This is a genomic window from Enterococcus sp. DIV0546, from assembly GCF_051712785.1.
Classification (GTDB): Bacteria; Bacillota; Bacilli; order Lactobacillales; family Enterococcaceae; genus Enterococcus; species Enterococcus faecalis.
The window spans coordinates 1,307,010-1,331,559 of the sequence record NZ_JBIOPO010000001.1; the positions used below are offsets into that span (position 1 = coordinate 1,307,010).

Consider the following 24,550-nt stretch of genomic DNA (forward strand, 5'->3'; position numbering starts at 1 on the left):
AGAGAAGCTATGTTAGCAGCCATTTGGGCCCAAGATGAACAAGGAGTGATTGGTAAAGAAGGCAAATTGCCTTGGCATTTACCCAACGACTTGAAATTTTTCAAGGAAAAAACAATTCATAATACATTGGTCTTAGGACGTGCAACTTTCGAAGGCATGGGATGTCGTCCGCTACCAAATCGAACAACGATTGTCCTAACCAGTAATCCGGATTACCGAGCTGAAGGCGTTTTGGTTATGCATTCCGTAGAGGAAATTCTTGCGTATGCTGACAACTATGAAGGTGTGACCGTTATTGGTGGAGGTTCTGTCGTTTTTAAAGAACTGATTCCCGCATGCGATGTCTTATATCGGACGATGATTCATGAAACGTTTGAAGGCGACACTTTCTTTCCAGAAATCGACTGGTCTGTTTGGGAAAAAGTTGCCACTGTTCCCGGCGTCGTGGACGAGAAAAATCTCTATGCACATGACTATGAAACGTATCATCGAAACGATAAATAATAAAATGAAGGGAGGCATGAGCAATGCCGACATTGAAAGAAAAAATTATTCAAGAGAGTCAACGTTTAGGGATCGATAAAATCGGCTTTACTCATGCTGAACCATTTATTGAATTAGAAGATTCTCTGCATGAACAACGAGAGCGAGGATATAACTCGGGGTTTGAACATCAAAATGTGGAAGAACGAATTTACCCAGAAAAAACGTTTGAGCATCCTAAAAGTATTATCTCCATTGCTTTAGCTTATCCCACCAAAGCTCAGGAAAAAATGCCTAGAGATGAAAAGCGTGGACAATTTGCGCGAGCCTCTTGGGGAATTGATTATCATCACATTTTGCAGGATCGGTTGCAAAAATTAATTGCTTTTATTGAAGAGCAAGCTGCCACTGAAGCAGAAAAAGAACACTGGCGCTTTCGGCCGCAAGTAGATACTGGCGAATATGTTGACACCGCTGTTGCTCAGCGGGCGGGTTTAGGATTCATTGGTAAAAATGGTCTACTGATTACCGAAGAATTTGGTTCCTTTGTATATTTAGGTGAGGTGACCACCAACATTCAATTTGAACCAGATGAACCTGTTCCAAATGGTTGCGGTGATTGTACTCGTTGTATCACAGGGTGTCCTACAGGGGCTTTGTTAGGGGACGGTCGAATGAATGCTCAAAAATGTTTGTCTTATCAAACGCAAACAAAAGGCATGATGCCTGAAGAGTATCGAAAAAAAATGCGTAACGTCATTTATGGTTGCGACATTTGTCAGCTGGTTTGCCCTTATAATAAAGGAAAAGATTTTCATTTTCATGAAGAGATGGAACCAAAGATTGAGGAAGTTTATCCCAAATTGGCACCGTTATTAACTATTTCCAATAAAGAGTTTAAACAGCAATTCGGACACTTAGCAGGCTCTTGGCGTGGTAAAAAACCATTGCAACGGAATGCTTTAATTGCGTTAGCGAATTTGGGCGGCCGTGAAGCTATCCCACAAATTATTCTCTGTTTAAATGATCAGCGTCCTGTCATTCGCGGAACAGCTGCTTGGTCGTTAGGTCAGCTCGCAAAAAGAGAACCCGAGCAAAGTTTAGAAGCTTTAAATTATCTACTTTCTGTAGAAACTGAAGCAGAGGTTATCGAGGAAGCTCAAAAGGCTATTCACTTGTTAACAAGCAAAAAAGGAAGCCGCTCAACGGAGTGACTTCCTTTTTTTATTAAATATGATTGCGATATAAACCAACAACTTTACCTAAAATTGTAACGTTATCTAAAAGAATAGGCGCTAATGCATCATTTTCAGGCTGCAAGCGGATATGATCTACTTCTCGGAAGAATCGTTTACAGGTTGCTTCATCTTCATCGGTCATTGCGATTACGATGTCGCCATTATTGGCATTCGATTGCTTACGAACAATCACTTGGTCGCCATCTAGAATACCTGCGTTAATCATACTTTCTCCTCGAATCGTCAACATAAATAAAGCATTTTCTTCTGTACGTAAATCAGGAGGTAACGGGAAGAAATCTGATGCTTCTTCCACCGCTAAAATTGGTTCACCAGCAGTTACGACACCTAACATCGGAATAGTTGTCGGTTGAATCCCGATCTTTTCCAAGCCTTCTGGTGTTAATTCGATTGCTCGCGGTTTTGTTGGGTCACGTAAGATTAGACCCTTTTTTTCAAGACGAGCTAAATGTCCGTGAACGGTAGAAGTTGAGGATAAATCAACAGCCTTCCCAATTTCGCGAACGGTTGGCGGATAACCCTTTAATTCGACTTGTTCGTATATATATTTAAGTACTTCTAATTGTCTTGTTTCTGTACGTTTCGCCAAAACCCGCACCTTCTTTCAATTGATAAAATTAGTGTACCATAAAATGCGAACGAAATCAAACAAGCGTTCGTGTTTTATAAATATCAGAATATAGTTGTTTTTTTAAGGCAGTTCTTATAATATAGACAGTGAGAGTAAGGAGGGATTTTGATGTTATCGAAAGAAAAAATTGCCCGTATAAATGAATTAGCGAATAAAGCAAAAGTGGAAGAACTTAGTGCGAAAGAAAAAGTCGAACAACAAGAATTACGTAAAGAGTACTTAGAAGCATTTCGTGGAGGGATGCGTCACCATATCGAAGGAATGAAGGTCGTGGATCAAGAAGGGACCGATGTGACTCCTGAAAAACTAAAACAAATTCAACGTGAAAAAGGACTTCACAACAGAAAGTAATTGCTTTCATTGTCGAAATAAGCTACACTATGAATAAAGGTAAAAAAAACCTAAATTAGGAGATGATTTTTTTGTTTGACAAGACAGATCAATTGGGCGTTAATACAATCCGGACATTAAGTATTGAAGCCGTACAAAAAGCGAACTCAGGACATCCTGGTTTACCAATGGGTGCTGCCCCAATGGCGTATGCACTTTGGACAAAACATTTAAAGGTGAACCCAACAACTTCTAGAAACTGGGTTGATCGTGATCGTTTTGTACTTTCAGCAGGCCACGGCTCTGCAATGTTGTACAGCTTATTACATCTATCAGGATACAACGTAACAATTGACGATTTGAAAAATTTCCGTCAATGGGATAGTAAAACACCAGGGCATCCAGAAGTTCACCACACAGATGGTGTTGAAGCAACAACAGGACCTCTAGGACAAGGAATTGCTATGGCTGTTGGTATGGCAATGGCTGAAGCGCATTTAGCTGCAACTTATAATCGTGATAGTTTCCCTATTATGAATCATTATACGTACGCAATTTGTGGTGACGGCGATTTAATGGAAGGTGTTTCTCAAGAAGCAAGTTCAATGGCTGGTCATATGAAATTAGGTAAATTAATTGTCTTGTACGATTCAAATGACATCTCATTAGATGGACCAACTTCTAAAGCCTTTACTGAAAATGTTGGGGCTCGTTATGAAGCATACGGATGGCAACATATTTTAGTTAAAGACGGCAATGATTTAGATGAAATAGAGGCTGCGATTGAAGCGGCTAAAGCTGAAACAGATAAACCAACACTGATTGAAGTTAAAACAGTCATCGGTTACGGAGCACCAAAAGAAGGAACATCTTCCGTTCACGGCGCGCCAATTGGTGAAGAGGGCATTACAGCGGCTAAAGCTGTTTATGGTTGGGAATACCCTGACTTTACTGTGCCAGAGGAAGTCGCTGCTCGTTTTAAAGAAACGATGATTGACGAAGGCCAAAAAGCAGAAGCGGCTTGGAATGAGATGTTTAAGAACTATGAACATGCGCATCCAGAATTAGCCAAACAATTTAAAGAAGCTTTTGCCAATCAATTACCTGAAGGTTGGGAACAAGAATTACCTAAATATGAACTAGGAACAAGTGCCGCAAGTCGTGTAACAAGTAAAGAAACGATTCAAGCTATTTCAAAAGTTGTTCCAAGTTTCTGGGGCGGTTCAGCTGATTTATCAGCCTCAAATAATACAATGGTTGCTGCAGAAAAAGATTTCGAACCTGGTCAATACGAAGGCCGTAATATTTGGTTTGGTGTTCGCGAATTTGCAATGGCTGCAGCAATGAACGGGATTCAATTACACGGTGGTAGTCATGTTTATGGCGGGACATTCTTCGTCTTTACTGACTACTTACGTCCAGCAATCCGTTTAGCTGCTTTACAAAAAGTTCCTGTAACTTACGTCTTAACGCATGACTCTGTTGCGGTGGGTGAAGATGGGCCAACACACGAACCAATTGAGCAATTAGCAAGTGTTCGTTGCATTCCAAATGTTCATGTGATTCGTCCAGCAGACGGCAATGAAACTGTTGCTGCTTGGAAAATTGCTATGACTTCTACGGAAACACCAACTATTTTAGTTCTAAGTCGTCAAAACTTACCTGTTTTAGAAGGAACGTTAGAACACGCTTCTGATTCTGTTCAAAAAGGTGCTTATGTATTGTCACCACAAAAAGGTGAACAACCAGCAGGGATTTTAATTGCGACTGGTTCTGAAGTAAATCTAGCAGTGGAAGCACAAGCTAAATTAGCGGAAGAAGGCATCGATGTATCTGTCGTGTCAATGCCAAGTTTTGATTTATTTGAAAAACAATCTGCTGAATATAAAGAAAGTGTGTTACCTAAAGCTGTGACAAAACGTGTGGCGATTGAAGCTGCAGCAAGCTTTGGTTGGGAACGCTATGTAGGAACAGAAGGCAAAACAATCACAATTGATCACTTCGGCGCTTCTGCACCTGGCGGTCTAGTTCTTGAAAAATTCGGCTTTACTCCTGAAAATGTGGTTAATACCTATAAATCACTATAAATAAAGATTAAAAAACCTGAATGCTTGTGATAGCATTCAGGTTTTTTTGCTTCATTTCTTTTTGGGAGCAAAGAGCATAAAGTGAAAAAATAATGCGAACAATTGGAACCCAATACCAGTTAAAGTAACACCAGACCAACCATAGTTTTGCCACATTAATGTACCAATCAATGAACCCAGTGAACCGCCGATGAAATAGAAAAACATAAAGACGGTATTGTTACGATCGCTGGCTTCTTCTCCCAAATTTTGGACGCGTGTTTGATTGGCTACTTGCCCAAATTGAGTACCGATATCTAAAACAATAATTGCTAAGATTAGTAAGACCACATGTGTTCCACCTAGAAAAAGTAAGATAAAACTACCGAACTGCATCAGCAGGCCAATCAAAACAATCTTCCGCTCTGGATAATAATCGGATAGACGACCAATGATGGGTGCTACGAAAGCTCCCGATAAACCAAAAATTGCTAGAATACCGACTTCTTTCGGTCCCCAATAATAAGCTGGACTACTAACAAAGAAAATTAATGTAGACCAAAAGATTGAAAAGGTTGCAAACATAAAAAAGCCATTGACAGTTGCTTCTCTTAATAAAGGTTGTGATTTGATTAGTTTAGGAAGACTTTTCAAAGAACCTAAATAAGTTAATCGATTTGAACTTTGAGTATGTATCACTGTTTTGGGTAATTTTAATTGGAGTAGAACGACCAATACTAATACAAATATCACGGCGATTAGGTAGACTGTTCGCCAAGAAGCTGCACTAGCAATGAAACCCGAAATCGTTCGAGACAATAAAATCCCTGTCAATAGTCCGCCAAGCATTCGACCTGTTACTTTACCACGGTTCGCTGGTCCCGCCATGACCGCAGCATAAGGAATAATAATTTGGGCGACAATAGAGAGCAACCCAATAAAAAAAGAAGAGAGTGCAAACAGGAGAAAACTTGGTGCAAAAAATGCAGCACTTAGAGACAGCGAGGAGAGCCCAGCTACTCGAATGATTAATTTGCGGCGATCAACGACATCGCCTAATGGAACAAGAAAAAGTAAGCCTAGCGCATACCCTAATTGGGTCAGCATAGTAACAAAACCAATAGAACCAATACTGACTTGAAAGTCCTGAGCAATTTGGGTGCCAATTGGTTGAATATAATACATATTGGCGACCACAACCCCGCAAGTTAACGCTAATAAAAACGTCACTTGATTTGTTAAACCCGATTGTTGTTTCTTCATCTAACCACCTACATTTCTATGTAATTCATTTTGTAATACAACAACTACTCGGTAATAGTTGTTTTGACTACAAAAACAGACTTCTCTTATAAAGTTTGTTCAAAAAGTGACAAGTCCATTAAAAAGTTTATCACAATAAATAAAGAAAAGTAAGAGGATAAATAACAAAAATCTCATCAAATTGAAAAGAAGAAGTGGTTGTTTTCACAAGTGTGAAGAGGGTTAATTAAATACAAACAAGATTTCAATTGCATTACAGAAATTTTAAAACTCAAAATTTAATACGTTTATTTCTTGTTTCAATAGGAAATTAACGGTAAAATAGAAAAGTGAGACAGTGAGGAGGAAAAATGAATGAGCGAACAGTTAACAAGAAGTAGTAAACATATTCAAAAAGCTCTTAAAAAGCAAAAAGCTTATAAACGTGCTACCGCCGTTGCGGGGACTTCAATGATTTTAGCACCTGTGGTTGGTGCTGCGGTACCTGCCCAAGCAGAATCAAGCCAGCAAGCATTTATTAATGAAATCGGAAATTCAGCAGCAGCCGTTGCCAATAGCAATGATATGTATGCTTCCGTCATGATTGCTCAAGCGTTGCTAGAAAGTAGTTATGGTAGTTCTGGGTTAGCATCTGCACCGAACTATAACTTGTTTGGTGTAAAAGGAAGTTATAATGGACAATCTGTTTATATGCCAACAAAAGAATATTTAGACGGACAATGGGTGACCGTCACAGCAGCATTTAGAAGTTATAATTCTTATGCGGAATCGTTCCAAGATCATGCCAATGTTATTCGTTCCACTGCTTTTGGGGATACATACCATTATTCAGGCGTTTGGAAGAGTAATACTAGCAGTTATCGCGATGCAACAGCCGCTTTAGCTGGAAGTTATGCAACTGATCCAGGCTATGCCGAAAAATTGAATTGGTTAATTGAAGCATATAATTTAACTCAATATGATTGGGGAGCACCGGTCGCTCAAACCACTAGTTATTCAGATACAACGGGAACCGTTGATACAACAATCGATACAGCGGCTTCTGCAACAGCAACAGCAGAAACTGTAGCTAGTCAAAGTTACACTGTCGCAAACGGCGACACATTGTGGGACATTGCTGCACGTTTTGGAACGACAGTTGATAATTTAATGTCACTAAATGGATTAACATTGGATTCTGTTTTATCGGTGGGTCAAACCATCCAAATCGGTTAATTTTGCAATTATTTAGTTGAAGAAGGACCTTACAAAAGCGGCAGTTTTTGTAAGGTCTTTTATCGTGAAAATAGGTAGGGCCAGCAGCAATTATTGGATGAGTATAATCCGTTTTTTTATTTAATTTTTCACAAACTAAAATTCGTTTTTCTGGTAGAAATCGTTTTTTTGAGCTATGCTTAGAGAAAGAATTATTATATTGTTTGTAAAATTGGAGGATGTAGGATTATGACTAAAGGTTATGTAAAATCAGTAACAGAGTTAATTGGTCAAAGCCCAGTTGTGAAATTAAAACGGATGGTACCAGAAGGAGCTGCAGATGTTTTTGTTAAACTAGAGTTCTTTAATCCTGGTGGCAGTGTGAAAGATCGAATTGCTTTAAGCATGATCCAACAAGCCGAAGCAGATGGTCGCCTAAAACCTGGACAAACGATTATTGAGCCGACTAGTGGTAATACAGGCATTGGGTTAGCAATGGTAGGTGCTACGTTGGGATATCCAGTTAAGATTGTGATGCCAGATACTATGAGTATTGAACGCCGCAAATTAATGCAAGCATATGGGGCTGATCTATTATTAACCCCTGGTGCCGAAGGAATGAAAGGGGCAATTGCAAAAGCCACAGCCTTAGCAGAAGAACACGGGTACTTCATGCCTTTGCAATTTAATAATCCAGCTAATCCAATGGTACATGAACAAAAAACAGGAAAAGAAATTGTTGATGTCTTTGGTAAACGTGGCTTAGATGCGTTTGTTTCTGGTGTTGGCACTGGAGGAACCGTTACAGGAGTTGGCCATGAATTGAAACGGATTTTTCCAGATATTGAAATTGTTGCAGTAGAACCAACGGAGTCGCCTGTTTTAGAAGGTGGCGAACCAGGTCCACATAAAATCCAAGGAATAGGCGCTGGCTTTGTCCCAGACGTTTTAGACACCACCGTTTATCAAAAAGTTGCCGCTGTTTCTAGTGAAGACGCATTAGAAACTGCTCGTTTAATGGGGCCAAAAGAAGGCATCCTTGTGGGGATTTCAGCAGGGGCAGCAATTAAAGCGGCCATTGATTTGGCAGTCGAATTAGGCGCAGGCAAACGTGTCTTAGCGCTGGTTCCAGATAACGGTGAACGTTATCTTTCGACAGCTCTTTACGAATTTCCAGAATAAAAAACACGCAAAAAAACGAGCATTTCTCTTAGTTTAGTAAAATGCTCGTTTTTTCCACGAGAATCCTACAATAATTCTTGTCAATCGTAATAAGAAATAGTATTATTTAAGAAAGATAGACAGGGGAGGGATACAAAGATGGACAACGTATTGGTTAAAAATGCACTTGCTGAATTAAAAGAAGCCAATATCCGAATTACTCCGCAACGTTATGCTATCTTGGAATATTTAATCGAAAATCATACACACCCAACAGCTGATGAAATTTATCGCGCACTAGAAGATCATTTTCCAAATATGAGTGTAGCAACGGTTTACAACAATCTACGTTTATTTACTGAAATCGGTTTCGTTCAAGAAATGAGTTATGGCGATGCATCTAGTCGTTTTGATTTTAGTTCGAAGAAACATTATCACGTGATTTGTCAAAAATGTGGTAAAATCGTTGATTTTCATTATCCAGGGTTAGAGGACGTTGAAATGGCCGCTAGTAAATTAACAGGCTTCGAAATTAATGAACATCGTTTAGAATTATATGGATTATGTCCAGATTGCCAACAAGCACAACAGGAGAATGTGTAAAAAATTACATACTGTTAAAAATTTATCAAAAGATAAGTCACTTGTCTAGGTAAATTTCACAAGCGTAAGAGTTTTCACTCTTATGCTTGTTTTTTTGTGTGGTTATTGACTTTTAAATTGTTAAAAATAAAAAATTAACTAGCTATTATTAAGAATTAGCAACAGTTTGTGAATTTTTTTATATGCGATTCACAAGCATAGAACTCGAATAAGCTTGATTCCTCTGATATATTTTAAACAGACAGAGGGAGACGTCACCTCTGCAAAACAAAGATTGTGAAAGAAGGGATTTACAACATGAAAGTCGTAGTCGTAGGATGTACCCATGCTGGAACTTCAGCAGTTAAAAGTATTTTAGCAAATCACCCGGAGGCGGAAGTCACTGTATATGAAAGAAATGACAATATTTCCTTCCTATCTTGCGGAATTGCCTTGTACGTTGGAGGCGTAGTTAAAAATGCTGCTGATTTATTTTATTCAAATCCAGAAGAACTGGCTTCTTTAGGAGCAACAGTGAAGATGGAACACAATGTTGAAGAAATCAACGTGGACGACAAAACTGTTATAGCGAAAAACTTACAAACGGGCGCAACTGAGACCGTTTCTTATGATAAATTAGTGATGACAACTGGTTCTTGGCCAATTATTCCACCAATTCCAGGAATTGATGCTGAAAATATTTTATTATGTAAAAACTATTCACAAGCCAACGTGATCATCGAAAAAGCGAAAGATGCCAAACGTGTCGTTGTCGTTGGTGGCGGTTATATTGGTATTGAATTAGTAGAAGCTTTTGTAGAATCAGGTAAAGAAGTCACTTTAGTTGACGGGTTAGACCGCATTTTAAATAAATATTTAGATAAGCCATTCACAGATGTTCTAGAAAAAGAATTAGTTGATCGTGGCGTTAATTTAGCTTTAGGTGAAAATGTCCAACAATTCGTAGCAGATGAGCAAGGAAAAGTAGCAAAAGTCATTACACCAAGTCAAGAATTCGAAGCAGATATGGTGATTATGTGTGTTGGTTTCCGTCCAAATACAGAATTATTAAAAGATAAAGTTGACATGTTACCAAATGGTGCAATTGAAGTCAATGAGTATATGCAAACAAGCAATCCTGATATTTTTGCTGCGGGTGATAGTGCAGTTGTTCACTACAACCCAAGTCAAACAAAAAATTATATCCCATTAGCAACGAATGCTGTTCGTCAAGGTATGCTAGTAGGTCGTAATTTGACTGAACAAAAATTGGCTTATCGTGGCACACAGGGAACTTCTGGCTTATATTTATTCGGTTGGAAAATTGGTTCAACAGGTGTGACAAAAGAAAGTGCCAAATTAAACGGACTAGATGTCGAAGCAACTGTTTTCGAAGATAACTATCGTCCAGAGTTTATGCCAACAACTGAAAAAGTTCTGATGGAATTAGTCTATGAAAAAGGAACACAACGCATTGTTGGTGGTCAATTGATGTCTAAATATGATATCACACAATCTGCCAATACTTTATCATTAGCGGTCCAAAATAAAATGACTGTCGAAGATTTAGCGATTTCTGATTTCTTCTTCCAACCACATTTTGATCGCCCTTGGAACTACTTAAACTTATTAGCCCAAGCCGCTTTAGAAAATATGTAATTAATAATGATAGAAAAAGGATGAAGAACAGAAGTTCTTCATCCTTTTTGTTAGTCACTAAGCGCTCCAGTTGTTTGGTTCATTAATGCCATTAATTGCTCTTTCGTTGTTCGTTTGATAGAAAGAGGGGGGAGATTATCTAAAGAAAAATAAGCACAATTCGAGGTTTCAATGTTTTTTTCAAAGGGATGATTTTCTAAAATCTCACAAGAAAAGATCATTTTATAGTACTGAAATAGTTGAGGAATGTCTTTTCGTTTATCTGTATCATAAACAGCAAGCAATTCTTTTGCTGTAACAACTAAGCCAGTTTCTTCCAATACTTCTTTTTCAATATTTTCTTTAGGGGAGCAGCCAATTTCGGCATAGCCACCAGGTAATGACCATTCTTTGGTCCGTAAATCTTCAACTAATAAAAAACGATTCTCTTTTTTTATTAAACCGCGAACATCTACTTTCGGTGTTGGATAACCTTCCTCTTTAGTTAAGATTTTTTCTAAGTCGGGCAAAACAGCCGCTTCGTGTCCGGTTGTGCTAATAAGTTGTAACGTAAGTTCTCGTAGTTCTTGGTAACGTTCTTGATCAAAAGCATCTTTCCCGTAAAAAAGACCTGCATCTGCCAATGCTAGCAACCGCTTATAGGTGTTCAGATAATCCATATACGCACGCTCCTCATAGACTTAATACGTTTAGTTTAACAGAAAAAAACAAAGGAAGGGCAGATTTAGCGAGAAAAGGCGTCGTTTTAAGGAAATAATAAAGAATAAATGACTAACTTACATTTTTAAACTACCTATGCTATTATTTAATAAAAAAGATTGGGTATACAATAATTTTATTATGTAAACAAAGCAAAAAGATTGACGTCATTCGCTAGACAGGTTAATATCATACTATTCGTTTTTACGAATCATTGGGTTTTAAGCGCCTTGAGGTTTTTCCGACATTATGGGACGCTTGGAATCCTTGTTTAATTTTAATTAAACAGTTGATTTAATCTACAAAGGAGTTTTAGTATGTCAGTATTTATTAGAGAGTGTACCGTCGCAGACGTACCAGAATTAGAGGCCATTTGCCAAGAGACTTTTGCAGATACTTATGGAGATGGCGAAAACGAAGAGGATTTACAGGCACATTATGAGAGGAAATTTAGTCCAGCAGTTTTAGAAAGCGAAATCTTACATAAAGATTCGCAATATTTCTTTGCTTTTTATAATAATGAACTTGCAGGTTATGTGAAATTAAATCACGGTGATGCTCAGATTACCTATCAACATCCACAAGCGTTACAAGTTGAGCGCATTTATATTCGTAAATCTTTTAAGCGTTTAGGCTTAGGCAAACATTTGATTACGAAAGCAATTGAATTAGCAGAAGAAGCAGAAAAAGAGACGGTTTGGTTAGGTGTTTGGGAACATAATCATCCAGCGCAAAAATTTTATCAATCATTGGGCTTCGTAAAAACAGATGAACATGATTTTTATATGGGAAATGAACGCCATACCGATTATACAATGACGAAACAGTTAAAAGAGTCAACGTAAAGCAAAAACAAGGAAACGGACGCAATGAAGCCGACGATTCCTTGTTTTTTTATCTTAAAATTGTGAAGGGGATTTTCCATAATATTTTTTGAATAATTTACTAAAATGATAGGCATCTTCGTAACCAACCGTTTTTGCTACTTCTTTGACACTTAAGGAATCATTTTTCAGCAATTCTTTCGCATGGTTTAAGCGGATTTGAATTAAATAATTGATTGGCCCAACGCCTGTGGCCGCTTTAAAGGTTTTCGACAAATAAGTCGGGGTCACATATAGCATTTCAGCTAACTGTTCCAAAGTAATTTCTTCGTCATGGTGCGTTTCCAGATAATAAATCGTATGATTGACTAAATTTCGTTTTCTTTTTTCCGTTTTCGATAGCCGAGTTTCAATTTTATTTTCTTGATCAACTGCTAAGCTTCTTAAAATATAAACCAATAGTTCAATAACTAAAGCTTTAATTTGTAACGCTGATTCAACTTCTTGATGGTTTAATTCATGAACAATTTGCCAAGCTTTTTCTAAAAAAGCACCATGTAAATGACTTAAATCTAATAAAGCTGATTTATTTGGAAATACGTTTCGCGCTAAGCCTTCTAAATAGAGATTTGAAATGCCAATGTGTAGTTGATGTGAGTAAGTTCCTGCTTTTTGTTGCTCACCATGTTCCGTTCGCGGATTAAAAAGAAACACCGTACCAGCAGTGGCATGGTACTGTTGCCCTTGAACAATATATTCAGATTCACCTTCTAAAAGAATAGATATTTCCAGAAATTCATGATGATGACAATTATAAGGGTGGGTCTCTTCGTTCCAAGGATCGAAGGCATATAAAATTTCAGGATTAAACGTTCGACTATTTGTGTAGTTCATAAAAAATCACTCCTACTTGTATCCGCTTTCTATACTATATTGTACATCAAAATATACAAGAATGCCCATTTCTTTTCCTATAAAAAAACAGTAATCTTATACACGTCCATAAAAACAAGAGAGAGTAGGGGAGAAAATGAATAGTTTTGAATGGATTTGGCAATATGCTAAAAAAAATAAGAATAAGTTACTGCTAGCTGTTATTTTTGTCGTTATTAACGCTATTTTAATTGTTATTATTCCATTGTTATCTGGCAGAATTGTAGACCAAGTAATCAATCAGGGGAAAACTGAAGAGCTTGTCCCAATTCTTGGGATTATGATTGGGGTGACCGTTATTCGGACAGTTGTTCGTTATAGTTATCAAGTCTTGTTTGAATCGGTTGGACAATCTGCGTTATTTGACTTAAGAAAAGATATGTATGTCAAACTTCAAGAATTAGATTTTGATTTCTTTAATCATACACGTGTTGGCGATATTATGGCGCGAATGACAGGGGATACAGACGCTATCCGCCATTTTGTTTCTTGGGTCACTTATAACCTCTTAGAATGTATTTTATGGTTCATCGCAGCCGTGATTGTGATGGGGACGATCAATTGGCAATTGATGCTAGCATTAATTTTAATTACACCTTTGATTTTTCTGTTAACACAAAAAATGTCGAAGGAATCGCATCCGGTATTTTTTGAGATCCGGGAAAGTTTTTCTCGGCTAAATTCGATGGTCGAAGAAAATATTGGTGGAAATCGGGTGGTTAAAGCTTTTTCTCAAGAACCTTATGAAATTGAAAAGTTTAACAAGCACAATGAAGACTATAAAAAATGGAATATGGCTTCTGCAGATGTCTCAAAAAAATATTTACCGTGGTTAGACGGTTTTGCAGGTAGTTTAAATGTTATTGCCTTAGTTCTTGGTGGCCTCTTTGTAATTCAAGGTCGGATGACAATTGGTGATTTAGTTGCCTTTAACGGCTTTCTCTGGATGTTGAACATGCCGATGCGAATGAGTGGCTGGTTGATCAATGATGTGCAACGCTTTACGGCATCGTCCATTAAAATTCGTCAGTTATTAGCAACGAAACCGAAGATTCCCATTGCTCGGGAAAAAGAAGCAGAACCAATCCAAGGTTATGTGACGTTTGATCACGTGTCCTTTCATTTTTCAGATGATCCAGAAACCCCCATTTTATCGGATGTTTCATTTTCAGCAAAACCTGGTGAAACAATTGGTATTTTAGGGGAAACTGGTTCAGGCAAAACCACTTTAGTTAACTTAATTGCTCGGTTCTATGATCCAACAAAAGGCACTGTTTATATTGATGGAAAAGATGCTAAAAGCTATTCTGTTCGTAAATTGCGAGAAAATATCTCCATGGTTATGCAAGATGTCTTTCTTTTTTCCAATACGATAGAAGATAACATTGCTTTTGGTAATACACTGGCTAACTTGGAACAAGTGCAAATGATGGCTGAAATTGCTGATGCCCATAGCTTTATTTCCAGAATGCCCGAAGGTTATGCAACAATTGTTGGTGAACGCGGCGTTGGCCTATCTGGTGGCCAAAAACAGCGGATTTCACTGGCCCGTGCTTTAACCAAAGATCCAGCTATTTTAATTTTAGATGACACAACTTCCGCTGTTGATATGGAAACAGAATCAAAAATTCAAAAAGAACTAGGTCGTTTGACGGAAAAGAAAACGACATTTATTATCGCCCACCGAATTTCTTCTGTGAGAGAGGCCAATTTAATTTTGATGATGGAAAAAGGCCGTGTGGTGGAAAGCGGTACGCATAGCGAATTAGTCGAACAAAGAGGCAAATATTTTGACGTATATCAAAAACAATTAGGTCTGACAAAGGAAGGTGAGTCGCGTGGCTAGAAATACGTTTGATGTGGATGAGACTTTAGAAAAAGAATTTAATTGGTCTCATTATAAACGATTAGGCGCCTATATTAAGCCTTACAAAAAAGCTGTTTTTAAAACATTATTTGTCATCATATTAGCTAATCTGGCAAGTATGTTAGGCCCTTACTTTACTAAAATTGCGATTGACCAAGTAATTCCACAAAAGAATCTCTCGTTACTCTTGATACTAGGGGCTATTTTCCTATTTTCCTTGGTGATTATTGGTTGGTGTATGCGTTATCGAATATATGCCATCACAGAAATTGGACAAGATATTTTAAAAGATATGCGTTTTTCAATTTTTGAGCATCTACAAAAATTACCATTTTCTTATTTTGACAGTCGGCCGCATGGAAAAATCTTAATTCGGGTGGTCAATTACATCAATACGTTAAGTGATTTACTAAGTAACGGATTGATCAATTTAATTTCTGATTTATTTAATGTGATTATTACCTTAATTTTCATGTTATTTATTGATGTGAAATTAACCTTATACAGTTTACTGCTATTGCCTGTGTTGTTCGTGATGGTTCTATTTATCCAAGGGAAACAACGGAAAGCTTACCAAGAGCTTAGCAATAAACAATCAAACTTAAATGCCTATATTCATGAAAGTATTTCAGGAATTAAAATTACACAATCTTTTGCACGAGAAGATGAAAATTTCCAAATTTTTAACGAGGTAAGCGAAGAATATCGTCAATCCTTTATGAAAGCTGTGCGTGTCCAGTATTTATTATGGCCAGCAGTGCAAAATATATCCGTCATTACGACTTGTTTTATCTATTTCGTAGGAATCCGTCAATTAGGTGTGTCCGTTACCACTGGGACGCTAATTGCTTTTATCGGTTATATCAATAACTTTTGGAATCCAGTCATCAATATTGGTAACTTCTACAATTCTCTGATTACTGCAACTGCCTATTTGGAAAGGATTTTTGAAACGATGGATGTTGTTCCAGAAATTCAAGATGCGCCGCACGCTATTGAGTTGCCGCCAATTAAAGGAACCGTCGACTTTCAGCATGTTTATTTCCGTTATGAAGAAGGAAAAAATATTTTGACCGATGTTAGTTTTCATATTGAGCCAGGACAAACAATCGCCTTGGTTGGGCCAACAGGTGCGGGTAAAACAACAATCATCAATTTGTTAAGTCGTTTTTATGATGTGAATGAAGGGGCCGTTAAAATTGATGGTTATGATGTTCGCGATGTGACACTCCGTTCGTTAAGAAAACAAATGGGGGTAATGCTTCAAGATACGTTTATTTTTTCAGGAACAATTATTGAAAACATTCGGTACGGAAATTTAGCAGCCACAGAGGAAGAAGTTATCCAAGCCGCAAAAATTGTTCGTGCGCACGACTTTATCAAGGATTTAAAAGATGGCTATGAAACAGTTGTGGAAGAGCGGGGGAGTACTCTCTCGGCAGGACAACGCCAATTAATTTCATTTGCTCGTGCTTTACTGGCAGATCCCAAAATTTTAATTTTAGACGAAGCAACCTCCAGTATTGATACAAAAACAGAAGAGTTGTTACAAGAAGGACTACAACAACTTCTAAAAGGACGGACATCGTTTATTATTGCTCATCGGCTTTCTACCATCAAAAATAGCGATAAAATTTTCTATATTGATGGTGGTCGTATTGTGGAAGAAGGGTCTCATGATCAACTAATGGCAAAACATGCGTTATATCATCATTTATATCAATCGCAATACGACTTATTAAAGAGCTAGATGATAAAACAGAGAAAATTCTTAGTTGAATCTTTCTCTGTTTTTCTGTATCGTAACCTTAACAAAGGAAAAAATGATGAGGTGCCAAATGAATCGGAATTTTGAAGTAGAATTAACAACATTATGTATGATTAGAAATCAGAAAAATGAAATCCTTGTGCAAGAACGACAAAAAAAGGATTGGCCTGGTTGGACGTTCCCTGGCGGACATGTTGAAAAAAACGAGGGCATGGAAACAGCCATGGTTCGCGAACTCCTTGAAGAAACAGGATTAGTGCTGAAACCACAATTAGTAGGTGTTGCAGAATGGCTGAATGATTGTTCGGGTGCGCGGGAATTAGCCACATTATTCATTGCAGAAACAGCGGATGAACTACCAGAAGAAACGGAACAACCCTTGTTTTGGGTCACTGAAAAAGAATTGCGAGAAGGTCCTTTAGCTGGCAGTTTAGCAGAACTTTTCCCAGTATTTTTTGGCGAAAAGCAATTTTATTTTAAAAATAATACAGCTTAATGATTCAAACCTAAAAGATTAAATCAATCCCACTTATTAAAAGAGAGGAAATCTAAAATTAAACATTGCTATTTATAAGCAATGTTTGCTATTCTTAATAAAAGGGAATTAATTTTTATATAATGAGGGGGAAAAAGTGTGTTAAAAAGAAAAGTGGGGATTATCGCAGGCGTTTTCTGTTCAGCTTTGTTACTGACAGGCTGTGGCAAAAGTGCGAAAGACGAGTTCATTCAAGGGATCGGCAATCAAAACGCACAAGAATCTGGGGTTTGGGATTTCTCTATGTCAATTAGTGACATGAAATTTTCACAAGAAGATGGTGCACAAACGAATCCTATGATCGGGATGCTCATCACGCAAATCAAAGACGCATCGCTTTCTGGGAAGATTCAAGTAGATGCCAAAAAAGAAAAAGCATTTAACTTAGAGATGAAATTAAAAGCGATGGGCATGGATGTACCGATTTCATTGGTTGGATCATTAGATAACGAGGGCAAAGAGCCAAAACTCTATTTAGCAACAGATATGATGGAATATATTGTCGCTGTCGCAGACTCAATGACTGACGGTGCTATTGACAGTTCTCAGTTAGATACAGAAAAACTAAAAGGAAAATACATTGATCTTTTAGCAATGAACGAGGAAAGCGCGAAAGAATGGCAAGATACAATTAAAGAGACTCAAGAATCTGAAGAAGACCTTAAGCAAACGATGGAAGAATACAAAGAGTTTTTAGAAGGATTAGACAAGGATACGTTCGAGAAAAAAGGGGATACCATTACCCATACGTTTACAAAAAAAGAATTACAAAAGTTAATCAAAATTACGACAGAAGCATCTGAAAAAGGTAAAGAACAAGATCCTTTCGAAAAAGTCAAAGATGTTTCTGCCAAAGTTTCTGTTAATACAAAAGAAAATAAAACAAATATGTTGATTAATGTGAAACCGCAGCAAGACAAGAACGTTGATATGGGACTTGAATCATTATCTAGTAAAATTAGCATTACACAAAAAGCCAAAAAAGCGACGATTTCAATGCCTAAGAAAGAAAATATTTTATCAGAACAAGAAGTTGAAAAAATATTTTCCGATAGCACCTCTATGACAGGTCTATCGACTGAAGACACGACTGTTGCGATCAATCAATAACGCTGAATGACCAATAAAAACGGTCCCTCAAAAAAAGTAACGAAAGACCTAGCATGATTGGGATGCTAGGTCTTTTTTTGAATAAAAAAACAGCATTTTAGTTTTCTTTGAATTATTGGTTGTTATTTTTGGTGGTGTAAACAGTTTAAAGTTAATACATTTGTTTTTGATTTAAATTCTATTGCTATTTTTAATCATTCTATTAAATAACAAATGTTTTCGAGTGTTTTTAAGCATTATTTTTGTTATGCAGAGTGGTTTTTTTATACAATGAGTATAATTTTAGATGAAGGAGTGTTTTAGGTGAAAAATCAACATTTAACTACGTCACAAGGAAGTCCAGTTGGCGATAATCAAAATTCGCTAACTGCAGGAGAATTTGGTCCTGTCCTAATCCAAGACGTTCATTTATTAGAAAAATTAGCTCATTTTAATCGTGAGCGCGTACCAGAACGGGTTGTTCATGCCAAAGGTGCTGGTGCTCATGGGATTTTCAAGGTGAGCCAATCAATGGCACAATATACTAAAGCCGATTTTTTATCTGAAGTTGGCAAAGAAACACCTTTATTCGCTCGTTTTACAACTAACTGTAGCTGGAGAGTTAGGTTCATCAGATACATTGCGTGATCCTCGCGGTTTTGCGCTTAAATTCTATACAGACGAAGGAAATTACGACTTAGTTGGCAATAATACGCCCATTTTTTTCATTCGTGATGCAATTAAGTTTCCAGATTTTATTCATAGCCAAAAAAGAAATCCGCGGACGCATTTGAAAAGTCCAGAAGCAGTTTGGGATTTTTGGTCTCATTCACCGGAAAGCCTTCATCAAGTAACAATTTTAATGAGTGATCGTGGCATTCCGTTGTCGTTCCGTCACATGCATGGTTTTGGTAGCCATACATTCAAATGGGTCAATGCTGCTGGAGAAGTATTTTTTGTTAAATATCACTTCAAGACGAATCAAGGAATCAAAAATCTAGAGAGTCAATTAGCAGAAGAAATTGCTGGGAAAAACCCAGATTTCCATATTGAAGATTTGCATAATGCAATTGAAAATCAAGAATTTCCTTCTTGGACATTATCTGTGCAAATTATCCCGTATGCAGATGCGTTAACAATGAAAGAAACTCTTTTTGATGTAACAAAAACGGTTTCTCAAAAAGAGTATCCGCTGATTGAAGTTGGCACGATGACTTTAAATAGAAATCCAGAGAATTATTTTGCAGAGGTTGAACAAGTAACATTTTCACCAGGGAATTTCGTTCCTGGTATTGAAGCTTCTCCAGATAAATTATTGCAAGGACGTTTGTTCGCTTATGGAGACGCACATCGTCATCGCGTGGGCGCTAATAGTCACCAATTGCCAATCAACCAAGCAAAAGCACCTGTAAATAACTACCAAAAAGACGGTAATATGCGTTTTGACAATGGCAATAGCGAAATTAATTACGAACCAAATAGTTATACTGAAACACCAAAAGAAGATCCTACGGCGAAAATTAGTTCCTTTGAAATTGAGGGAAATGTTGGTAATTATAGCTATAATCAAGATCACTTTACACAAGCAAACGCTTTGTATAATTTGCTGCCAAGCGAAGAAAAAGAAAACTTAATTAACAATATAGCGGCATCTTTAGGTCAAGTGAAAAATCAAGAAATCAGCGCGCGTCAAATTGATTTGTTCACTAGAGTAAATCCAGAATATGGAGCACGTGTCGCACAAGCCATCAAGCAACAAGCATAATTTATATAACGTACGTGACAAAACCAGTCTAGATAAACTAAAGACTGGTTTTGTTTGCTTTTCAATGCTTTTTATTCTACTCCCGAATACTAGAATAAAGTGCAACACTCAGCAAATTATTGTTGAGTGTTTTTGTTATGTACCAAGGGCAAGGGTTAATATTGACATATAAGCTATTTTAAGCTAATATACAAATATGCTTATATCGACTTAAAAGGAGGCATGTTTATGATTCAAAAGAAACGACTTGAGTTAATTTTAGAGGAATTGAAGACGCGCGGAACTCTTAGTTTGAAGGAAATTGTAAACTTAACAGGTTCTTCAAGAGATACAGCAAGAAGAGATATTATTAAATTAGCTCAAAATAATGCTATCGATCGCACATATGGTGGAATTAGTTTGCCCAATACCTTTAGTCGTTTAGATGAATATCTTGAACGTACTGAAGATCTCAGTGCTGAAAAAGATATTCTAGCAAAAACTGCTAGTAATTTAGTAAAAGATAATTCCCATATTTTTTTAGATATTTCGACAACGGTCAGTTGTATTCCAAGACATATAAGACCTTATGAGAATGTCATAGCAACGACAAATTCATTAGATATTACCGACCAACTATTGAGAAATACTAAATGTAAAACTAAGATTTTAGGTGGAAACGTCGATCCTATCAAACGAAATGTCGTTGGAACGAAACCAATGCTTGAGCTGGATTCATTTATCTTTGATGTTGCTTTTATGAGTGCCGCTGGAATCACAACTTCAGGCATTTATTACGCCTACGATGAAGATATAGATTTCAAAAAAAAGATAAGAAAACAATCCAAACTTGTAGTTTTACTAATTGATAATACAAAAATCGGATTAAGTCATAACTATAAAGGTTTAGATTTCGAAGATATTGATTTTCTTGTTATAGAAAGTCGTCTACCAGATGATTTAGAAAGAACAATATCAGATAGTAATGTCTCTATAATAAATTCAAAGTAGGTGCAAACATGATTAAAACGGTATTATTTGACGTAGATGGAACAATCTTAGATACAGAATTTGTCATGATTAAGTCTTTACAAAAAACTCTAAAAGAAGAGAAAAACTTGGACGTTCCAGAAGAAAATTTAGAGTATATCTTAGGTATACCAGGTAAAAAAGCAATTGAACGGTATTCATCATCTGGAGAGGAAGCTGATAAGCTACATGCATGTTGGTCCGAAAATGTTAAACAATACTCTCATCTTGCGACTTTGTTTCCACAAGTGGAAGAAGCATTGACTAAGTTAAAAGAAAACGAGATACAAATTGGGATCGTTACATCCAAAACAAATGAAGAAATGGAAAATGAATTTGAACATTTTGGTTTAAGTAAACTTTTTGATATTTCAGTAACTGCCTCTGATACAACGAAACATAAACCTAATCCTGAACCAATTCTATATGCATTAAATAAATTAGGAAGTTTACCCGAAGAAACAATTTATATAGGTGATTCTATCTATGATATGCATAGCTCACAATCAGCTGGAGCTAAATTTGCTTTGGCAAAGTGGGGAGCAAAAGAAAATCCACTATTCTCAAGTGCAGATATTAGTTTAGAAACTCCTCTAGAAATATTACAACACTTAAAATAGATCAGCTTACTAAAATAATATGTTATTTCATTAACGGTTAACATAAGTGAGGATTATTTCAAGTGATTGTCGTAGCAAGAATTTCAAGCACCTAGATTGTGAAATGAGAATGGTCTACCTACGAACGCCTTGTCATTAAGGGATTTGTGGGCAGAAATCTTTGTGATTTACTAGAAGCGTCGTTTGTTGGGGTTGTTTTTTTAGATAGGAGTTTATGAAATGTCGTATAACCATTTATCAGCTGAAGAGCGTGGACAAATAGAAGCGTATCTGAAGGAAGGAGTCTCTCAGGCTGAGATAGCTCGCCGATTGGATCGGCATAGATCCGCGATCTCTAGAGAGAGCAAACGTGGTTCCGAGCAAAGAAAGAAGAAACGCAGTTCGTAGTGTAAAGGTTTGTACATCAACAATTTATAACTGGATTTACAAAAAGATCGTTCCTTTCGATATTAAGAAATTACGCGGTCGTGGAAAACGTTACAAAATAAAGAATACTGGGAAACGATTAAAACGGCTGGATCGAGCTTTCTTTGAAGGGCGCACGTTGGACAACCGACAAGAAGAGGTTCAGTTAAGAACGGAGTTCGGCCATTGGGAAGCAGATACCGTTGTGTCCAAACAAGGTGTCGCAGCGTGTCTAGCAACATTCATAGAGCGTAAAACAAGGCATTATGTAGCAATCAAGATACCGAACAAGACAGGTAGATCCATGATGACAGCAATTAAGCGTCTAGTGGAAATGTATCCACATGGTGTGAAATCGATCACATGTGACCGTGGAAGCGAGTTTGTCAATCAGTTTGAAATTGGACTTATTGAAGACACTTTTGACTGCAAAATCTATTATGCTAATCCATGCGCGCCACATGAACGCGGATCAAATGAAAATCATAATGGATTACTCAGAGAATATTTTCCAAAACCATCTAATTTTAAAAATATTTCTCAAAATAAGATCAATCAAGCTGTTCAAAGTATGAATTTACGGCCACGAAAAATCTTTAAGTGGAAATCACCGCAGCACAAATTTAATTTGGAGTATTCGAAAGCTTTCTAGCACCAACAAATAGTTTTTACATTGTTATAAAAAAGAATAAAACGAACGATACTATTTATATGGAAATTGAAACATGATATAATAGAGTAAATCACGAACAATCGTTATACTAAAACAATTATATGTTGCACTTAATCCTAACATTCGCCCTTTTTACTCTACTTTGTATAATGTATATTATGTAAACTAGAATAAATAAAAAACTTTAGCCGATAACTTGCCACTTCTCTTTCGACCAATCAATTCACCCAACTAACCTTACAGTTGTTTGCTAAGCTAGTTGGGTTTACTGTTTATTGAAACCTTGGATTGTTCATTTCTTGATGAATTTCTTTGCTCGCTTCATATAGAAATAATGTTTGTTTTTTACTTGATGCATAATCGACAATGGGTTTTGGATAATTTTCTCCTAAATGTACATGATATTGCGTTTGTAAGGCTTCGTTCATTAGATTTGGTTGATGAATATACTTTTGTGGCACTTGCTTAAGTTCTGGAACATATTTTTTGATGAACTGGCCGTCATTATCAAATTTTTTTGACTGGATAATTGGATTAAAAATCCGAAAATACGGGACAGCGTCCGTTCCTGTCGAAGCAGCCCATTGCCAGCCACCGATATTATTGGCGGCATCATAATCAATCAACATTTTTTGAAAGTATTTTTCACCCCAACGCCAATCGATGTGTAAATTTTTAACTAAAAAAGAGGCAGTAATCATTCTTAAGCGATTGTGCATCCAACCAGTTTGATTCAGTTGTCGCATTGCGGCATCAATTATAGGGTACCCCGTCTCCCCTTTTTGCCACTTGGCAAACATTTCTGGGTCATTTGTCCATTGAATATAACGAAATTTTTCTTGAATAGCTTCCTCTTTTTGTTGTGGAAACGCACTATAGATCATATTGTAAAAGTCACGCCAAGCTAATTCTTTTTTGAAGGTTTCTTTACTTAAGCTAGAAGGCGCAGATGCAAGCTCTTGCCAAATGGTGCGAATCGAAAGTTCTCCCGTTCTTAAAAAAGTAGACAGATGACTCGTTTGATCCTGATAAGGAAAATCACGCTTATTTTCATAGGATTGAAGTTTTTGATCAATAAAAGTATTTAAGCACCTTCTGGCTGTTTCTTCGCCGACACTATAGTGCTTTAAAGGAATCCTCGCAATCTGTTCCCCATATGCTGCTTCCTCTTCTGGAAAAAGACACGCACTAAAAATTTTTTCAGCTGTATAGGAAACAGGAATCGGGGTTTCTTTAGGCGCCTCTTTCCATTTATTGTAATAGGGCGTAAACACTTGGTACTTACTGCCATCGTTCTTCTTAATTTCTTCAGAGCCATGCAAATAGGCATCTTGAAAAGAGAAAGACTGAATATTATTTTCTTCAAAAAAGCGCATAGCTTGCTGGTCCCGCTTTGCCCCAAAGCCACAAGTATCTTCATTAAAATAAATGGCCTGCCAATCGGGTAATTTGCGTTTCAAACGTGAAAATAAATCTAATGGTTCGCCGACCATGATTTGTAAATGTGCCTCTTGATCGATTCGTTCTTTAAACGAGGCTAAACTTGCAAAAAAAGCGTTATGATTAGCACTTTCTTGAATAAATTGTTGAGGATTCATTTGGAATAATAAAATCAATTCATCAGCTGCAGAATTTTGTAATGCGTGTGCTAATGCTTTATTATCCTGTAATCGTAAATCACGTCTAAACCACATCACTCTTTTCATTTTTAAATCCTCCTAAATACTTCGTCTTGC

At 37.0% G+C, this 24,550-nt stretch carries 21 protein-coding genes and 3 pseudogenes; 19 read left to right on the forward strand and 5 right to left on the reverse strand.

Annotated features, from left to right (window positions below; all coding sequences use genetic code 11):
• The first annotated feature begins 9 nt into the window (after positions 1 to 9).
• Both dfr and queG read left to right on the forward strand, forming a co-directional pair.
• Entirely contained in the window at positions 10 to 504 is a 495-nt protein-coding gene (dfr, locus tag IGJ24_RS06295) for a trimethoprim-sensitive dihydrofolate reductase (RefSeq protein WP_002384507.1), read from the forward strand.
• A 23-nt stretch (positions 505 to 527) separates the two neighbouring features.
• Complete coding sequence (queG, locus tag IGJ24_RS06300) at positions 528 to 1,697, forward strand: tRNA epoxyqueuosine(34) reductase QueG (protein WP_010818384.1); 1,170 nt, start codon at positions 528 to 530, stop codon at positions 1,695 to 1,697.
• A 13-nt stretch (positions 1,698 to 1,710) separates the two neighbouring features.
• On the opposite strand, the gene lexA is transcribed toward queG, so the two are convergent.
• Positions 1,711 to 2,331, reverse strand: coding sequence for a transcriptional repressor LexA (lexA, locus tag IGJ24_RS06305; RefSeq protein ID WP_002357566.1), 621 nt, complete (start codon positions 2,329 to 2,331; stop codon positions 1,711 to 1,713).
• Positions 2,332 to 2,481: 150 nt separating this feature from the next.
• Here lexA and IGJ24_RS06310 point away from each other — a divergent pair, with 150 nt between their 5' ends.
• The gene (locus IGJ24_RS06310; protein ID WP_002384502.1) at positions 2,482 to 2,724 is read left to right on the forward strand and encodes a DUF896 family protein; all 243 of its coding nucleotides are present in this window, start codon (positions 2,482 to 2,484) and stop codon (positions 2,722 to 2,724) included.
• Between the two features lie 71 nt (positions 2,725 to 2,795).
• Positions 2,796 to 4,790, forward strand: a complete 1,995-nt coding sequence (gene tkt / locus IGJ24_RS06315) for a transketolase (protein WP_141439406.1) — start codon at positions 2,796 to 2,798, stop codon at positions 4,788 to 4,790.
• Positions 4,791 to 4,841: 51 nt separating this feature from the next.
• Here the strand turns inward: tkt and IGJ24_RS06320 are convergent, their stop codons facing one another.
• The gene (locus IGJ24_RS06320; RefSeq protein ID WP_289865551.1) at positions 4,842 to 6,032 is read right to left on the reverse strand and encodes an MFS transporter; all 1,191 of its coding nucleotides are present in this window, start codon (positions 6,030 to 6,032) and stop codon (positions 4,842 to 4,844) included.
• A 354-nt stretch (positions 6,033 to 6,386) separates the two neighbouring features.
• Between IGJ24_RS06320 and IGJ24_RS06325 the strand changes: the two genes are divergently transcribed.
• The 4 genes from IGJ24_RS06325 (at position 6,387) to IGJ24_RS06340 (ending at position 10,628) form a co-directional block, all read left to right on the forward strand.
• The gene (locus IGJ24_RS06325) at positions 6,387 to 7,247 is read left to right on the forward strand and encodes a glucosaminidase domain-containing protein (protein ID WP_002357562.1); all 861 of its coding nucleotides are present in this window, start codon (positions 6,387 to 6,389) and stop codon (positions 7,245 to 7,247) included.
• Positions 7,248 to 7,475: 228 nt separating this feature from the next.
• Complete coding sequence (cysK, locus tag IGJ24_RS06330; protein ID WP_141416620.1) at positions 7,476 to 8,408, forward strand: cysteine synthase A; 933 nt, start codon at positions 7,476 to 7,478, stop codon at positions 8,406 to 8,408.
• A gap of 138 nt (positions 8,409 to 8,546) precedes the next feature.
• Complete coding sequence (locus tag IGJ24_RS06335; RefSeq protein ID WP_002357560.1) at positions 8,547 to 8,990, forward strand: Fur family transcriptional regulator; 444 nt, start codon at positions 8,547 to 8,549, stop codon at positions 8,988 to 8,990.
• 297 nt (positions 8,991 to 9,287) lie between these two features.
• Positions 9,288 to 10,628, forward strand: coding sequence for an NADH oxidase (locus IGJ24_RS06340; RefSeq protein WP_002377398.1), 1,341 nt, complete (start codon positions 9,288 to 9,290; stop codon positions 10,626 to 10,628).
• Positions 10,629 to 10,678: 50 nt separating this feature from the next.
• Here IGJ24_RS06340 and IGJ24_RS06345 read toward each other — a convergent pair whose 3' ends face one another.
• On the reverse strand, positions 10,679 to 11,287 hold the full coding sequence (locus tag IGJ24_RS06345) for an NUDIX hydrolase N-terminal domain-containing protein (RefSeq protein ID WP_002361834.1): 609 nt from the start codon (positions 11,285 to 11,287) through the stop codon (positions 10,679 to 10,681).
• 233 nt (positions 11,288 to 11,520) lie between these two features.
• On the opposite strand from IGJ24_RS06345, the pseudogene IGJ24_RS06350 reads away from it, so the two are divergent.
• Positions 11,521 to 11,625: pseudogene (locus tag IGJ24_RS06350) on the forward strand (GNAT family N-acetyltransferase); the annotation flags it as partial.
• Between the two features lie 19 nt (positions 11,626 to 11,644).
• Positions 11,645 to 12,172, forward strand: coding sequence for a GNAT family N-acetyltransferase (locus IGJ24_RS06355; protein WP_002357555.1), 528 nt, complete (start codon positions 11,645 to 11,647; stop codon positions 12,170 to 12,172).
• A 54-nt stretch (positions 12,173 to 12,226) separates the two neighbouring features.
• Here the strand turns inward: IGJ24_RS06355 and IGJ24_RS06360 are convergent, their stop codons facing one another.
• Complete coding sequence (locus IGJ24_RS06360) at positions 12,227 to 13,045, reverse strand: helix-turn-helix transcriptional regulator (RefSeq protein ID WP_002357554.1); 819 nt, start codon at positions 13,043 to 13,045, stop codon at positions 12,227 to 12,229.
• A gap of 136 nt (positions 13,046 to 13,181) precedes the next feature.
• Here IGJ24_RS06360 and IGJ24_RS06365 point away from each other — a divergent pair, with 136 nt between their 5' ends.
• The 9 genes and pseudogenes from IGJ24_RS06365 (at position 13,182) to IGJ24_RS06405 (ending at position 22,793) form a co-directional block, all read left to right on the forward strand.
• The gene (locus IGJ24_RS06365) at positions 13,182 to 14,930 is read left to right on the forward strand and encodes an ABC transporter ATP-binding protein (protein WP_010708179.1); all 1,749 of its coding nucleotides are present in this window, start codon (positions 13,182 to 13,184) and stop codon (positions 14,928 to 14,930) included.
• Positions 14,923 to 16,701, forward strand: a complete 1,779-nt coding sequence (locus tag IGJ24_RS06370) for an ABC transporter ATP-binding protein (protein ID WP_002360293.1) — start codon at positions 14,923 to 14,925, stop codon at positions 16,699 to 16,701. Before IGJ24_RS06365 ends, IGJ24_RS06370 begins: the two co-directional genes overlap by 8 nt.
• Positions 16,702 to 16,789: 88 nt before the next feature.
• Positions 16,790 to 17,215 carry an 8-oxo-dGTP diphosphatase gene (locus IGJ24_RS06375; RefSeq protein WP_002385906.1) on the forward strand — a complete coding sequence of 142 codons (426 nt, stop codon included), beginning with the start codon at positions 16,790 to 16,792 and terminating at the stop codon, positions 17,213 to 17,215.
• 138 nt (positions 17,216 to 17,353) lie between these two features.
• Positions 17,354 to 18,364: a hypothetical protein gene (locus IGJ24_RS06380; protein ID WP_289865550.1), complete on the forward strand. Its 1,011-nt coding sequence runs from the start codon at positions 17,354 to 17,356 to the stop codon at positions 18,362 to 18,364.
• 303 nt (positions 18,365 to 18,667) lie between these two features.
• Positions 18,668 to 20,108, forward strand: a pseudogene (locus tag IGJ24_RS06385) (catalase).
• A 228-nt stretch (positions 20,109 to 20,336) separates the two neighbouring features.
• Entirely contained in the window at positions 20,337 to 21,098 is a 762-nt protein-coding gene (locus tag IGJ24_RS06390; RefSeq protein ID WP_289865548.1) for a DeoR/GlpR family DNA-binding transcription regulator, read from the forward strand.
• Positions 21,099 to 21,106: 8 nt separating this feature from the next.
• Positions 21,107 to 21,736: an HAD family hydrolase gene (locus tag IGJ24_RS06395; protein WP_289865547.1), complete on the forward strand. Its 630-nt coding sequence runs from the start codon at positions 21,107 to 21,109 to the stop codon at positions 21,734 to 21,736.
• A gap of 219 nt (positions 21,737 to 21,955) precedes the next feature.
• Positions 21,956 to 22,111, forward strand: a pseudogene (locus tag IGJ24_RS06400) (helix-turn-helix domain-containing protein); the annotation flags it as partial.
• Complete coding sequence (locus IGJ24_RS06405; protein WP_289865545.1) at positions 22,086 to 22,793, forward strand: IS30 family transposase; 708 nt, start codon at positions 22,086 to 22,088, stop codon at positions 22,791 to 22,793. The pseudogene IGJ24_RS06400 and the gene IGJ24_RS06405, both read left to right, overlap by 26 nt.
• 293 nt (positions 22,794 to 23,086) lie before the next feature.
• On the opposite strand, the gene IGJ24_RS06410 is transcribed toward IGJ24_RS06405, so the two are convergent.
• Positions 23,087 to 24,520 carry a cryptochrome/photolyase family protein gene (locus IGJ24_RS06410; RefSeq protein ID WP_129194295.1) on the reverse strand — a complete coding sequence of 478 codons (1,434 nt, stop codon included), beginning with the start codon at positions 24,518 to 24,520 and terminating at the stop codon, positions 23,087 to 23,089.
• Positions 24,521 to 24,550: the final 30 nt, after the last annotated feature.

What these genes read in the sequence shown, in the direction of transcription:
- dfr (WP_002384507.1), top strand. Translation starts at nt 10, where the DNA reads ATGTTAGCAGCCATTTGGGCCCAAGATGAACAAGGAGTGATTGGTAAA.
- queG (WP_010818384.1), top strand. Translation starts at nt 528, where the DNA reads ATGCCGACATTGAAAGAAAAAATTATTCAAGAGAGTCAACGTTTAGGG.
- IGJ24_RS06310 (WP_002384502.1), top strand. Translation starts at nt 2,482, where the DNA reads ATGTTATCGAAAGAAAAAATTGCCCGTATAAATGAATTAGCGAATAAA.
- IGJ24_RS06320 (WP_289865551.1), bottom strand. Translation starts at nt 6,032, where the DNA reads ATGAAGAAACAACAATCGGGTTTAACAAATCAAGTGACGTTTTTATTA.
- IGJ24_RS06325 (WP_002357562.1), top strand. Translation starts at nt 6,387, where the DNA reads ATGAGCGAACAGTTAACAAGAAGTAGTAAACATATTCAAAAAGCTCTT.
- cysK (WP_141416620.1), top strand. Translation starts at nt 7,476, where the DNA reads ATGACTAAAGGTTATGTAAAATCAGTAACAGAGTTAATTGGTCAAAGC.
- IGJ24_RS06335 (WP_002357560.1), top strand. Translation starts at nt 8,547, where the DNA reads ATGGACAACGTATTGGTTAAAAATGCACTTGCTGAATTAAAAGAAGCC.
- IGJ24_RS06340 (WP_002377398.1), top strand. Translation starts at nt 9,288, where the DNA reads ATGAAAGTCGTAGTCGTAGGATGTACCCATGCTGGAACTTCAGCAGTT.
- IGJ24_RS06345 (WP_002361834.1), bottom strand. Translation starts at nt 11,287, where the DNA reads ATGGATTATCTGAACACCTATAAGCGGTTGCTAGCATTGGCAGATGCA.
- IGJ24_RS06355 (WP_002357555.1), top strand. Translation starts at nt 11,645, where the DNA reads ATGTCAGTATTTATTAGAGAGTGTACCGTCGCAGACGTACCAGAATTA.
- IGJ24_RS06360 (WP_002357554.1), bottom strand. Translation starts at nt 13,045, where the DNA reads ATGAACTACACAAATAGTCGAACGTTTAATCCTGAAATTTTATATGCC.
- IGJ24_RS06365 (WP_010708179.1), top strand. Translation starts at nt 13,182, where the DNA reads ATGAATAGTTTTGAATGGATTTGGCAATATGCTAAAAAAAATAAGAAT.
- IGJ24_RS06375 (WP_002385906.1), top strand. Translation starts at nt 16,790, where the DNA reads ATGAATCGGAATTTTGAAGTAGAATTAACAACATTATGTATGATTAGA.
- IGJ24_RS06390 (WP_289865548.1), top strand. Translation starts at nt 20,337, where the DNA reads ATGATTCAAAAGAAACGACTTGAGTTAATTTTAGAGGAATTGAAGACG.
- IGJ24_RS06395 (WP_289865547.1), top strand. Translation starts at nt 21,107, where the DNA reads ATGATTAAAACGGTATTATTTGACGTAGATGGAACAATCTTAGATACA.
- IGJ24_RS06410 (WP_129194295.1), bottom strand. Translation starts at nt 24,520, where the DNA reads ATGAAAAGAGTGATGTGGTTTAGACGTGATTTACGATTACAGGATAAT.